Genomic DNA, 13,705 nt, shown 5'->3' on the forward strand with positions numbered 1-13,705 from the left:
GTCCGTAGGCATCAATTCCAATCATTCATTGGACCACTGATCGGAGATCTTCGACACGTTTCTGTCGCAAAAATATTTGCGGGTTACGATTAGCGGTCTTTGCGAACTTCGCCGTCTGATCCGAGAAATGCAATGGCCGCTTCTCGTTCTGGGCAAATCTTCGCGACAGAACCAACCGTCGGACATGACCAGACTCCTGCTTTGGAGCTTGAAACAGACTTCAACTGATTTGCATACTCATTTTAAGGGGCTGACGCCTATATTGACCGGATGCTGCCACCGTCTATGCGGATCTTGCTTCCGGTAACATAGGACGCGCGCGCCGAGCACAGGAAGGTCACGACGTCGGCGAATTCGTCCGGGCGGCCATAGCGGCCAGCAGGAATTCCGGCAGCAGACTGTGCCGCAACCTCATCCACCGGTTTGCCGAGACGTTTGGCGGCGGCTGCGTCCAGCTCGTCTACACGTGCCGTGTGGATACGGCCCGGCATTGCAATGTTGACCGTGATGCCCTTGGATGCGACTTCGCTTGAAAGCGTCTTCGACCACCCGACCAGAGCGGCCCTCAAACCATTGGAAAGCGCCAGATTGGGGATCGGCTGTTCAACGCCGGAAGACGAGATTGTCACGATCCGTCCCCAGCCCGCCTTTTCCATGCCCGGCAGGCAGCGGTTGGCGATATGGATCAGGTTGGCCACCATGGTTTCGAAATGCGCCGTCCAGTCGCTCCTTGCCGGATCCGTCGCCTTCCCGGGAGGCGGTCCGCCGGCATTATTGACCAGAATGTCGATGGGGCCTTCCGCCAGAAGCGTATCGAGAAACCGGTCAATAGCATCCGCATCCGACACATCGAGTTTCCGGGCGGTAATCGAACCTTCGGCGTCCTTCGCCCAATCGGCAATTGCACCTTCATTGCGCGCTGCCGCGATGACCTCGGCTCCCTCCGCTGCAAGGCTTTTGGCAATTGCAGCGCCAAGGCCGCGGCTTGCCCCGAGCGCCAGCGCGCGTTTTCCCTTGATCCCCAGATCCATCAGTCAAGCTCCTTCAAACGTTGTTCCTGCCGCGCAAGCAGCATATCCACTTCCCGTTGCGCCGCCTGTGTCAGGCCTGCGCCCGGCCGCCGCAATGCGGCACTGGCAATCACGCCGCGTTTGGCCAGCACGTATTTGCGCACGGCCAACCCAAGCCCGGGCTGCTGTTCATAGCGGGCCAGGGGCAGATAGGCATTGAAGAGATCGCGCGCACGGTCGCCCTCGCCCTTCGAACAGTGGTGGACGATATCGCGCATCATTTCCGGATAGCAGAAACCGGTCATTGCGCCATCAGCGCCCCGATCCATTTCTTCCGGCAGAAACACTCCGCCATTGCCACACAGGATTGAAATCCGGCGATTCAACGTCCCCGCTGCGCGCAGGGCGGTGATTTTTTCCAGCCCCGGCCAGTCTTCGTGCTTCAGGCAGACGCAGGTCGGCACCTCTTCCACAATCCTGGCAATTGCCGAAACGGGAATGTGAACGCCGGTCGCAAGCGGGAAATCCTGAAGCACGAAAGGTACGTTGCCGATGAACTCTGCCGCCTGCCGATAATAATTGACGACTTGCTCGTCGGTCTTGAGGCTGCCCGGCGGGGCGATCATGACACCGCCTGCGCCAAGATCCATGGAAGCCCTGGTGAGTTCGGCCATCTGTGCAAAGCCGGGTGCTGACACACCGACGACCATCGGTATGCGGCCACCCAGCCGCGCCAGGATCCGCTTGACGACCTGAAGGGATTCCGCGCCTGTGAGCTTGGGCGCCTCGCCCATCATGCCAAGCGCTGTCAGACCAGTGGCGCCGGCCTCAAGATAGAAGTCCACCATTTTGTCGATGCTTTGCAGGTCCAGCGCGCCGTCTTCCGCAAACGGCGTCACGGCAATCACATAGACGCCCCGCGCCTCTTCCGTCAGTCGGGTCATACCCGTTTCTCCCTTTTATTGTTGCAGGCCGAAAGCATCACCTGGCCGATGGCAGCGGCAGCCGCGGCCTGACACGGATCGACGACTGGCAGGCCCGTCATGTTTTCCAGTCGTGCCCGGTATTGCGCCATGCCCGCGCAACCGGTGATGAGAACATCCGCCCCGAACCGGTCGCGCAGGGTGGTGCCGACTTCGCCCAGCCGCTCCAGCGTCCGCTCTTCATCGGCCAGTTCCAGCACGCCCAGCCCAAGCGGCAGATCCGCAGCCAGCCGGTCTGAAATCCCCAGGGCGCCCAGGTAACGGATATGTCTTTGGATGGACGCCCTGCCGAGCGACAGAATGCCGAAACGCTGGCCCATCAGCATTGCCTGCATGTAGGCGCTTTCGGCGATACCAAGCACCGGCACGTCATGGGCTTCTCGCATCGCGGCAAGGCCCGGATCGGAAAAGCAGGCAACGACGAAGGCAGAGGCCTCGTCCTTGAGCGTGTCCGAAAAGGCCAGAAGCGGCTGGATCACACCGTCGACATGGGCCTGCGTTTCAATGCCTGGCGGGCCATCGCTCAGAGTGTGGCAGGCCAGCGCGACCGGCGACATTGCCGCGATCGGCGCAATCGCTTCCGCCATATGGGCCGTCACATGCGCCGAGCTGTTCGGATTGATGATGTGTATGGTCATTCCGGCATCTCCAGACTGCGCGGTGCGATGACGCTGAACGCCTGACCACGCGCGCTTTCCGCAACCTTGATGGCCCGCGCCTGGGCGGCATCGATTTCTGCAAGAGCTCCGTCCGTATCAAGCCCCAGCGCCTTGCCTTCTGCCAGCACCTTGCGCCCGGCAACCCAGACATCGCGAACAGCCCGTTCGGCGGCCGCATAGATCAGGCTGCGCAGAGGATCGTGCACGGGACGCATCGATGGCGCGGTCAGATCCACGCAGACCACATCGGACCGGGCACCGGGGAACAGCCGACCAAGATCAGGCCGCCCCAATGCCTGCGCGCCGCGAACGGTCGCCGCATGAAAGATTGCCGCCGTGTCGATGTCGGCAAAATCCCCCGACCGGCAACGGGACTGGACAATCGCTTCACGCATCTCCTCCAGCATGTTGAAGGGAATGGTGTCCGTCCCGATGCCGACGTTAACGCCCGCGCGCAGGTAGCGACCGAGGCTCTCCATGCCCTGGCCGGACCGGGCGAAGGTCACCGGACAATGGGCGACATTCGTCCCGCTCGTTGCCAGTGTTTCGAGGTCCATGGCCGTTCGCTCGCGCGTCAACGGATGGTGATCCAGGCAAATGCCGTGCCCCAGGATCACCTCCGGCCCGAGAACGCCGATGTCCTTCAACAGCGCGACCGCGCCCTTGCCGTGCCGGCGATGAAGTTCGGTCACTTCCGCCATGGTCTGCGCCGCATGAACGGTCATCGGCACCTTGCGCGATCTTGCGTCATCCAGTGCAGCGGCTAGAAAATCGGGATGGCAGGTATCGATCTGGGAGGGGGCAACCACCCCGGTCAGCCGACCTGTCGTGTCGGCGGCAACCCGGTCGAGAACCGATAAGGCTGCTTCTCTTGCCGCTTCGCCCGCAGCCTCGTTCCAGTCGTATTCAAGAGCCTTTTGCGGGCTGAGCCGCCATCTGGCCTGTCGGAAACCGGGGGCAAGCCAGACCCGCATGCCACTTTGCGTAGCGACACCCAGCCAGTGTTCGTGGTCGCCTGCAATGTCCAGACACGAGGTGACACCGGACTTCAGCAACTCCGACAGCATCAGGGTTTGGCAGGCTGCTTTGGCATCCGCATCGGAGTCGATCAGTGTCGAAAACTCGTAAAGCGCGTTGCCCCAGAGTTCGGGCGTGCCGACATCGTCGAACAGGCCCTTTGCAAGCGGTTCATCTCCGGAATGGCAATGGATGTTCACCAGACCGGGCATGACCAGCCAGTTTCGCCCGTCTACCTCCTGATCGGCCTGGCCCTGCCAATCCGGTCCCACATGCAAAATGCCGTCGTGATCGAAGGCCACATCGATGTCGCGCGAATAAACATGCCTACCGCCCTCCCAGTGGATGACCCAGGACGCGCGGCGGATAACGGTAACGCTCATGCGCGGCTCCCGTACCGCTGTGCGTTCCAGAAGTTTTCAGGCACCTCCAGGCCAGCCGCGCTACCCGTCCGCTCGATCATGCGTTCGCTCTCCAGTGCGGCCTCCCGCAGGATAGCCTCTTCGCTGGCCTTCTTTGCCTTGCCGCCTTCCAGAACAACATCCCCGCGAACCAGAACCGTATCGACATCGTTGCCGTTGGCGAAACAGACCAGGCGGTGCGCCGTCATGTTGGGTGGATAAAGGTGGGGTCGCATCATGTCGACCAGAACGATATCCGCGTCTTTGTCCGGCTCAAGCGAGCCGATGGTCCGGTCCATGCCAAGTGCGCGCGCTCCCTCGATGGTCGCCATCTCCAGCGTCCGGCCCGGTGGCAATATCCCCGGGTTGCGATAGTGCCGGCGGTGATAATGCATGGCCTGCTGCATGTGGCGGAACATGTCGACCGACCTGTCCGGCGCCGTTGCGTCCGAACCGAGCGCAACCGTTACGCCCCTGTCCATCAGCTCGATTGCCGGACAATAGCCGTTGATCGAAGCAACCGCGGATGGATTGTGGGCGATCCTTGTGCCGGTCTGCGCACAGATATCGATTTCGTCATCATGCAGATTGATGGCATGGGACAGAAGCGCGTTCGGCCCCAGAAGGCCCAGCTTTTCTGCCCTGCGAATAGACCCGCCCTGGTGGCCATCCTGGGTAAACACCACTTGCGCAGCCCGCGCTTCCTCCGCAAGACGGCGCGCCTGGGTACAGGCCGCGTCATAGTCGTTTGCGGACATGGTGTCTTCATGCTCGTCACGCAGCACCGGATAGAGCAGAGCAATATTCAGACGGCCTTCGTCCTGGCCGTGCCAGCGTCCAAGAAGATCCAGGCATGTGGAGAGCTGGGTTTGGAAGTCGACCTTGCGTGGAGATTTACCGCCATCGGCATAGGTCCGCGGATGCGGCGCGCGCGTTGGGCCCACCGCCATGACTGTGCGTCCGCCAAGGGCCCGCACCCCGTCCATATGCGCATCGCCGTAAACGGGATCGTCCGTGCGCATGATGGTGTCGCCGCCGCCAAGCAGCGACACACCGCAGGTCACGCCGAACCTGATGCGCTCCAATGCGGCAAGGCTTGCTTCCGCCTTCCAGAATTCCGGTGTCGAACCGGTGGTATAGACTTCACCGCAGAGCGCTTCCCACGCGTCGCCGTCATGCATGAACATGGTCTTGATAAGCGCATGCCCGGCATGGGCGTGAACGTCGACAAGACCCGGAATGATGGCCTTGCCGGTGCCGTCAATTCGCCGAGGCGCATCATGATCCTTAAGGATTTCAGACGATGGGCCAACCGCCAGTATCCGGCCGTCTTCAATCGCAATCGCACCATCTTCGATGATGCGGCGGTCCGGATCCATGGGGATGATGGTGCCGCCGACGATCAGGAGATCAGCCATTTTGTGTCCCTTCGAATTTGGGCAGGCCACGCATGTCCGGCACCCCGTCAACAGGCATGGAAACCCCGGGATGATCTCCGGCAAAAGCAATGGCTCGCATGGGATTGTAGAGCGTCAGCCAGGGCGGATCCTGCTGCAGCAAGTGATAGGAGTCGCGGTAAAGCGCCTCGCGCTCCTGCGTGTCGACAGTTCTCCGGCCTTTGTCGATCAAGGCTTCAACGTTCTCGTTGCGATACCCTTGCCACCATGCTCCGGCGACCCGGCTGTCGATCTTTTCGAAAAGAACCCGGAACGTTGACATCGGACTGGAGTCGAAGACGCAAAGATCCCGTATGTCCTTTCGGCGCACCATATGGGCGTATTCTTCGCGTTCTTCGTGAATATGCACCTTTAACGTCACGCCAACCAAAGCCAGTTGGCGGGCAAGCACCTCTGTCAAGCGCTCCGCTTCATCGGGAAGCCGGGTCGGGCAATCGACGTCAAGGGTCAGGCCACCGGCATGCCCCGCCTCTGCAAGAAGCTGCCGGGCTGCCTCCGGATCATAGGAAATACCGTCCCCGTTTTCGGCTCCTACGCCGGCACCAAAATGGGCAGGGCTGACAAACCCACACAGCGGTTCGCCTTTGCCGTCGAGCACGTCTCGGACAATGGCCTCCCGGTCCACGGCGAGTGTCAGCGCCTTGCGGACCCGGGCATCGCGAAGCGGCCCTTTCGCCGCGTTCAGAAGATAGATGATTGCGACAGGTGCACGGTACCGCAGCACCGTCATGTCTGGCGTTGTCACCGCCGCTGGATCGACGTTGGCCGCGACCTGGGCGTGACCTTCGGCAACCGCGCACAGGCGCTTTCCTGCATCCGGTTCGCGCACCCATGTCAGTTCGTTGTTGGCCGGGCGCGGCCAGTGCGCAACACCGGATGCGGATACCTGAATACTGTCGTCGTCTCGCGCCACCAACTTGTACGGGCCGGTGCCGCAATGTGCCATCGCCTCACCCTTATCCAGAGCCTCGAAGGCACTTGGAGCAACGATCAAACCCTGCACCAGCACGTCTGCGAAATCGGCCATCGGTTCAGCCAGATGGATGGTCAGATCAAGGCCGTCGGACTGATAGTCTGCCCCGCCGAGATATTGCCTCCAGACAGCGGGAGAGCCGAGGGTGTAGCCCTTGTCCGCCCGAGCCATCCGTTCCAGAGAAGCCTGAAGGGCCTTCGCATCGCAGGGTGACCCGTCGTGAAAAACCACCCCCGGGCGAATGGAAAAACGCCAGGTTCGCCCTTCGTCTGCAACGGTCCAGGCCTCGGCGAGCGCGGGGACGAAACGCGTCCCCTCTCTGCGTATCAACGTGTCGTAGATCGCGCCCTGCACGCACAATTCATCGGCTGCGTCGGTACAGTCATGCGGATCACCGAGCATGATGCGCGGCTGAAGAATACGAATGCTCATGCGATCTCCCGCTGAGGCTCGTCCAAGAGATGGCAAGCAACCTCCTGGCCGCCTCCTGTGTCCTGCAACACTGGACGCTCAGCCGCACAGCGCTCCCAGGCGAATGGACATCTGGTGTGAAAACAGCATCCCGACGGCAGGTTCAGCGCCGAGGGAACTTCGCCGCTCAGCTCAAGCTGCTTCGGCTTTTTCTTTGGGTCGAGAGAGGGCGCAGCTGACAGCAGCGCGCGCGTATAAGGATGGCGCGGTTTGGCGAAGATCCTGTCGCGTGGCGCGGTTTCGACGATCGAGCCCAGATACATGACCGCAACCCTGTCGGCGATGTGATGCACAACGCTGAGGTCATGGCTGATGAAGAGATACGCAAGACCGAATTCGTCTCGCAGATCCATCATCAGGTTGAGGATCTGCGCCTGGATCGACACATCAAGGGCCGAGACCGGCTCATCCGCGATGATCAGCTTGGGATTGACCGACAGCGCCCGAGCGATGCCGATGCGCTGACGCTGGCCACCGGAAAACTGGTGCGGATACCGTCCGCCCTGCTCGGCACTCAGGCCGACACGCGCTAGCAGGGCTTCGGTCTTCTCATGTGCCTGCGACCAACTACCCGTCTGTTCGGCCAGCGGTTCCGCCACAATGTCACGCACCTTCTGGCGCGGGTTCAAGGAGGCATAGGGATCCTGAAAGATCATCTGCATCTTGGATCGAACCGGAAGCAGCTGCCGCGGTGTCAGGTCCTGTATTTCCTCACCTTGAATGCGGACGCTGCCGCCCGTGGGATTGTGGATCCGCGCAATGGTTTTGGCGACCGTCGACTTGCCGCATCCTGACTCGCCCACAAGCGCAAGCACCTCGCCTTCCTTGACCTTGAAGGAAACACCGTTGACGGCCCGCACGACACGCCTGGGCGCGCGCAGACGGCCCTTTTCGAATTTCAGCCGATCCAGGAAACCACCGCCGATATTGAACCGCTGTTCGAGTTTATCGACTTCAAGCATCGCCGTCATGCCGGGTCTCCTTCAACGGGAAAATGGCAGGCCGCCAGACGCCCCTCGCCCTGCCGGGACAATGCGGGCTCGACCTCGGAGCACAGCGCCTGGGCTCTTGGACAACGGGCCTGGAAATTGCAGCCCTTCGGCAGCTTGCGAATGTCGGGCACCGCGCCGGGGATCTGATCCAGGCGATGTTTGCGTTCGGACGGATCCGGGATCGAGGCAATCAGCCCGGCCGTATAGGGATGACGCGGGTCGTCGATGACCTCGCGCGTCGGGCCGCGCTCCACCACCTTGCCGCAATAGAGCACGGTCACGTGGTCCGCCATTTCCGCGACAACGGCCAGATCATGGGTCACAAGAACCATGGACGCGCCATGCTCGCGCACCTGCCTGTTGATCAGCTTCAGGATCTGCGCCTGGATGGTCACGTCGAGCGCCGTCGTCGGTTCATCGGCCACGATCAGGCGCGGTTCGGCCAGCATGGCGATGGCAATCACCACACGTTGGCGCATGCCGCCGGAAAACTGATGCGGATAAGAGGACAGGCGGTCGGCCGCCTGGCTGATACCGACATCTTCGAGCATCTGGATGCAGCGTGCGCGCCGCGCCTTCTTGTCGAGATCGGTATGCAGACGCAGCATCTCGTCCATCTGCCGGCCGATGGTCTGCACCGGATTGAGCGACGTCATCGGGTCCTGGAAGATCATGGCAATCTCCTTGCCCCTGATCTTGCGTAGCCGGTCTTCCGAAGCGCCCGCTATGTCTTCTCCGTCAAACAAGATCCGGCCGCTCTCGATCCGGCCAGGCGGATCGATGAGGCCGAGCACGGAAAACCCGACAACCGATTTGCCACCACCGGATTCGCCGACAAGACCCATGATTTCGCCTTTGCCGATTTCGAAGCTGACCCCGTCCACCGCCCTGACGGTTCCAGCGAATGTATGGAAGTGGGTGCGCAGATCTTCGACCTGCAGAAGGCTTTCTGACTTGGACTGCATCACTTCAGCCTCGGATTGAGTTCATCGCGCAGGAAATCGCCGAACAGGTTGATCCCGAAGACAAGAGCCATGATGAACAGCCCCGGAAAGACGGAGACCCACCAGAGTCCGGAAAACAGGACATCGAAGCCGTTTTTGATCAGCAGTCCGAGCGAGGGTTGGGTAATCGGCACACCGACCCCGAGGAACGACAGACTGGCCTCGATCAGAATGAAGGTGCCCACCTGAACGGTCGCCACGACAATCAGCGGTGTCGTCACGTTCGGCAGGATATGCCGGCGGATGATTTTCCCGTCCCGCAGGCCGGACACGCGGGCCGCCTGCACGTATTCGCGACCCACCTCGGAAAGGGTCTGGCCGCGAACGGTTCGGGCGTAGACAACCCAGCCGACCGCCGTCAGCGCAATCAGAACCTTGTCGATGCCGGTTCCGAAAGCAGACATCAGGAAAAGGGCGATTAGCATGGAGGGAAAGGAAAGCTGGATGTCGGCGATGCGCATGATGAACGCGTCGATCCGGCCGCCGAAATAACCTGCCAGCAGACCAACAAAGGTGCCCAGCAGGAGCGAGCACACCATCGCGGTCACACCGATCATGACCGAAATTCTGGTGCCGTAGAAAATGGCGGCCAGAACGTCCCGCCCCTGCCCGTCGGTACCGAGGAGAAAGCGCGGGTCACCTCCCTCCAGCCATGCAGGAGGCTTGTAGCTGTCCATCAGGTCGAGAGACGCAATGTCGTAGGGGTCCTGGGAGACCAGCAGCGGACCCGCCAGGACGATGATTGCAAAGAACACCAGGATGATACTGCCCGCGATGGCAGATCCGTTTCGGCGATAGTTTGCAAAGAACTCGGAAGAGAAGAACGCCGTCATCATGTCATTTCACCGTGATGCGGGGGTCGATCAACGTATAGACGATGTCGACGACCAGATTGATCACCACGAAGATCAGCGCCACCAGCATCAGGTAGACGACGATCACCGGACGGTCTGCGCGGTAGATGGAATCGATCAGCAGTTTGCCGAGACCGGGCCAGGCGAAGATGGTTTCCGTGATCGTTGCAAAGGCAATCAGATCGCCGAGCTGCAGCCCGAAGATGGTCACGACGGGAATAAGCGCGTTGCGCAATCCATGACCGAAAAGGACACCGCGCCGTGAGACGCCTTTGGCTCTGGCAAATTTCATGTAGTCCTGTCGGGTAACCTCCATCATGCCCGCACGGGTGATGCGAAGCAGCATTGCCATGGTTGCGAGAGACAAGGTCAGGGCCGGCAGGATGACATGGCTCCAGCCATCGGCAGTCAGGATCGACCACTGCACCCCCAGGAAGGCTTCGGTCTCGCCGCGCCCGGACGACGGAAAGATCCGCCACTTCACGGCAAACAGGAAGATAAGCATCATGCCGACCCAGAAACTCGGCAGGGAAATGCCCAGAAGCGAACCGGACATGATCGAGCGGCATGAGAAGGTCTTCGGATTGGCGCCGGCATAAACGCCGAGCGGTATGGCCACCAGAGCAGACATCGCCATCGCCACCAGAACGAGTTCCAACGTGGCAGGCAGTCGTTCCAGGATGAGATCGAGGGCTGGTTCCCGGAACACGTAGGAGCGGCCGAAATCACCCTGCAGCATGTTCTTGACGAAAATCAGATATTGCTCCGGTAACGACCGGTCGAGACCCAGGATACGCCGGGCTTGCGCGATTTCGGCATCGGTCGCGTCGATCGGAACGACCATGAAGACCGGATCACCGGTAAAGCTCATCATCAGAAAGACGATGACCGATACGGCCCAGAGCACGATGGTCATCTGGATAAGCCGCTTGATTATATAGCCCAGCACCTGGCTGTTCTCCCCCGTTCACCACAAGAGTTGCGGGACGCCGGCAGCGCCCCGCAGCTGCGCGTTATTCGGCCACGTCCATGTCGTAGGCCCACAGGAACTTGTCGGTGCGCGGCGTGAACTTGACGCCGTCACGAGACCCGTAGATGTCCTGCTCGTAGTGAACCGGGATCATCGGGATGTCATTCAGGAGGATTTTGGTTGCGTCCTGAAGATAGGCATCCCGTTCTTCCACTTTTGCTGTGCTGTCCGCCTTGTCGATGAGGGCGTCGACGTCGGCGTTGGAGTAGCTGCCACGGTTGACCTGGCCATAGCCTTCGCGCTTGTCACGGCTGTAGAACAGTGCACCGTACATCGGGCCGGCATCTCCGGAGGGAACATCCCAACCGGACATGATGAAGCTGGAATTCGGGGTTGGTACGCGGATGTAACCCCAAAAGTTGGACTTCGGCATCACGTTGAGTTCGACGGTGATGCCGATCTTGGCCAGCATGCCGGCCAGTGCCTGCGCGATCTGCGCGTCGTTCACATAGCGGTTGTTGGTTGCGTCTAGCGTCAGCGTGAAGCCATCGACACCGGCTTCCGCCATGAGTTCCTTCGCCTTTTCAATGTCATAGGGGTACATGTCCCGGAAACTCATTCCTTCGACATATCCGACATGGCTGGCCGGGACATACTGGTCGGAAGGTGTCGACAATCCGCCCATGATGGCCCGCTGAATGGCGCTCACATCGATCGCACGTGCCATAGCTTCCCGCACCCGGCGGTCGACCATCGGGTTATCGCCTTCGATGGTCGGGCTTTCCGAGCGCATGTCGAGCGCAAGGACGAGGTTCAGCAACGACGGACGCGTGACGACCTCGAACCCACCTTCGTTCTTGACCCGATCCACGTCGCGAACCGCCAGATCCTGAACGATGTCGACTTCACCGGTCAAAAGCGCGGCCGTGCGGGTCGCCGGGTTGGTAATGGGGCGGAAGGTAACATTCTCGATTCCGGCTTCGCCGAGGTAGTAGTCGTCAAAGGCCTCCAGCTCGATCTTGTCCTCACGCACCCAGTCGACCAGCTTGTAAGGCCCCGTCCCCATCGGGTTCTTCTCAAGCCCGTCGTTGCCGACCTTGTTCACGTGGTCTTCCGACAGGATCAGGATAGCCGCAAGATCATTCGGGAGAGCGGCATAGGGCGCCGGGGTCTTGATCTCGACCGTCCGGTCGTCAACGGCGCGGAAGCTTTCGATGTTGGCTGCAAGGTTCAACATCAGCGATTCCTTGAGCCGGTTGAGCGTGAACACGACGTCGGATGCCTTCAGTACATCGCCGTCATGAAACTTGACGCCATCGCGAAGCTTGAAGTGCCATGTCGTGTCGTCAATCAGCTCCCAGCTTTCGGCCAGACCTGGCTCGAAGGTCAGGTCAGGCGATCTACGGACCAGCGGATCGTAGATATGGTAGTACATGATATTGGAGGACAGCTCCTCGCCTGCCTGCGGATCCAGGTGCGTCGCATCCGCCGTGAGGCCGATCGTCAGGCTTTTCTCAGCCAGCGCCGCCCCTGTAGTAAGAGCCGACAGGCAAACCGATGCCGTCAGCGCACGAAGCACTGTAGCTATTCTGGACATGTGAAATGTCTCCCTCTGGATTATGTTGGGATGACAGGCGTTGGCCGCCCTTCTGGTTATGCAGTCGTCGTTTCCAGGACGGACTGAATTTCTATCTGGTAACCTTCGGGATCATCGAACACGAACGCCCGGATCCCCAGCTGGGCACTGTCGCGCGGCGCCGTCAGATTCGAGACGTTCTGTGCGCTCGCCCAGGCATGCCAGGCATCGACATCAGGCACCCGCAAGCACAGCTGAACGGGTTTGTGTTCACTGGCCCGCTTCGCGCCACGGCTTTCATCAACGAGGCCGACATGGGCCGCACCGGCAAGGGCATAGATCTTCGACCAGCCCTGATCGATGGCGAGACGAGCGCCCAGCACCCGCTCGTAAAACTCCTGCGCGCGCGGCACGTCATGGAAATACAGGAACGTTATCTGCAACTCCGGCGCGGCCGGTCTATCCAAGCGAGATGTCATCCTCAGATCCTTTCAGGAACCATTGGTATACCAACGGAACTCCAAGTGTCAACACACAGAAAATCCGCGCAAGCGAACTCACGCGGATCTAAGGGAAGGTCATCGGGGTTCGGATCAGGAGAGCCTGTGAATATGCGCCAAGATCGCTTCTCGTGCGTTGTCTATGTGCCGGCGCATGGCGTTTTCGGCCGCTTCCGGATCGCGCGCCAGGATCGCATCGATAATTTCCAGATGCTCACGCGCACCCGGTTCGAAGCGTGAGGGAATTTCGCCTTGGTCGTAAATTCGGGTCTTCAGTTTAAGCCCCTGGATCAATTCCATAAGCAGCTTCGATCCAGCAGTCCGGGCAATATGCATATGCAGATCAAAATCGAAATCCGCATGCGTCACCCGGTCAGGCCTATCGTTTTTAAGGAAATTCTGGATCGTCGCCTTGAATTGAAGCCATTCCTCCGGTGAGGAATTGACGTTGGCCGCCTGTCGCGCCGCTTCACATTCGAGCAATCGGCGGACATGCAGGATCTCGACAATTTCGGAAACCGAGATACGCGAGACCATCGGCGTTCCCCGGGTGCTGCGCGTGACGAGGCCTTCTGTTATCAGACGCGTGATGGCTTCCCGCAAAGGTGTCCGGGACACTCCAAGCTGCTCCGCAAACGCTCGTTCCTGCAGGTGCGTTCCGGCCGCCAGCTCTCCCCTCAAGATCATCTTGCGCAGACGCTCGAGCGTGTTTTCTGTTAAGTTCGGCTCTGCACCCTGCTGTAAAGACATCGATTTCCCACACCTGCTAGTGCCTGCGACACGTCCAGTTTGCATCCATGGTATACCAATAGTATCCTGCAATGCAAAGAGGAGCATA

Annotated in this window: 13 protein-coding genes; all 13 read right to left on the minus strand. The window is 60.4% G+C overall.

The window, feature by feature from the left end:
* Positions 1-257: 257 nt before the first annotated feature.
* Positions 258-1,031: an SDR family oxidoreductase gene (locus FIV03_RS27915; RefSeq protein ID WP_152512122.1), complete on the minus strand. Its 774-nt coding sequence runs from the start codon at positions 1,029-1,031 to the stop codon at positions 258-260.
* Complete coding sequence (locus tag FIV03_RS27920) at positions 1,031-1,954, minus strand: dihydrodipicolinate synthase family protein (RefSeq protein WP_152512123.1); 924 nt, start codon at positions 1,952-1,954, stop codon at positions 1,031-1,033. The genes FIV03_RS27915 and FIV03_RS27920 overlap by 1 nt, the downstream gene beginning before the upstream one ends.
* Positions 1,951-2,631, minus strand: coding sequence for an aspartate/glutamate racemase family protein (locus tag FIV03_RS27925; RefSeq protein WP_152512124.1), 681 nt, complete (start codon positions 2,629-2,631; stop codon positions 1,951-1,953). The genes FIV03_RS27920 and FIV03_RS27925 overlap by 4 nt, the downstream gene beginning before the upstream one ends.
* Entirely contained in the window at positions 2,628-4,052 is a 1,425-nt protein-coding gene (locus tag FIV03_RS27930; protein WP_152512125.1) for an amidohydrolase family protein, read from the minus strand. Before FIV03_RS27930 ends, FIV03_RS27925 begins: the two co-directional genes overlap by 4 nt.
* A complete protein-coding gene (locus FIV03_RS27935) occupies positions 4,049-5,488 on the minus strand; it encodes an amidohydrolase family protein (protein WP_152512126.1) in 1,440 nt (479 codons plus the stop codon). Before FIV03_RS27935 ends, FIV03_RS27930 begins: the two co-directional genes overlap by 4 nt.
* A complete protein-coding gene (locus FIV03_RS27940) occupies positions 5,481-6,932 on the minus strand; it encodes an ABC transporter substrate-binding protein (protein ID WP_152512127.1) in 1,452 nt (483 codons plus the stop codon). The genes FIV03_RS27935 and FIV03_RS27940 overlap by 8 nt, the downstream gene beginning before the upstream one ends.
* Positions 6,929-7,942, minus strand: a complete 1,014-nt coding sequence (locus tag FIV03_RS27945) for a dipeptide ABC transporter ATP-binding protein (RefSeq protein WP_152512128.1) — start codon at positions 7,940-7,942, stop codon at positions 6,929-6,931. Before FIV03_RS27945 ends, FIV03_RS27940 begins: the two co-directional genes overlap by 4 nt.
* Complete coding sequence (locus tag FIV03_RS27950; protein ID WP_152512129.1) at positions 7,939-8,928, minus strand: ABC transporter ATP-binding protein; 990 nt, start codon at positions 8,926-8,928, stop codon at positions 7,939-7,941. Before FIV03_RS27950 ends, FIV03_RS27945 begins: the two co-directional genes overlap by 4 nt.
* On the minus strand, positions 8,928-9,800 hold the full coding sequence (locus FIV03_RS27955; RefSeq protein ID WP_055661077.1) for an ABC transporter permease: 873 nt from the start codon (positions 9,798-9,800) through the stop codon (positions 8,928-8,930). The genes FIV03_RS27950 and FIV03_RS27955 overlap by 1 nt, the downstream gene beginning before the upstream one ends.
* Positions 9,801-9,804: 4 nt before the next feature.
* Positions 9,805-10,770 (minus strand): ABC transporter permease, encoded by a 966-nt coding sequence (locus FIV03_RS27960; protein WP_152512130.1) that lies wholly within the window; start codon positions 10,768-10,770, stop codon positions 9,805-9,807.
* 64 nt (positions 10,771-10,834) lie between these two features.
* Complete coding sequence (locus FIV03_RS27965; RefSeq protein ID WP_152512131.1) at positions 10,835-12,388, minus strand: ABC transporter substrate-binding protein; 1,554 nt, start codon at positions 12,386-12,388, stop codon at positions 10,835-10,837.
* A gap of 56 nt (positions 12,389-12,444) precedes the next feature.
* Positions 12,445-12,834, minus strand: coding sequence for a VOC family protein (locus tag FIV03_RS27970; protein WP_286202331.1), 390 nt, complete (start codon positions 12,832-12,834; stop codon positions 12,445-12,447).
* A 126-nt stretch (positions 12,835-12,960) separates the two neighbouring features.
* A complete protein-coding gene (locus tag FIV03_RS27975; protein WP_286202332.1) occupies positions 12,961-13,704 on the minus strand; it encodes a GntR family transcriptional regulator in 744 nt (247 codons plus the stop codon).
* Position 13,705: the final 1 nt, after the last annotated feature.

The organism is Labrenzia sp. THAF187b (assembly GCF_009363375.1).
GTDB lineage: Bacteria > Pseudomonadota > Alphaproteobacteria > Rhizobiales > Stappiaceae > Roseibium > Roseibium algicola.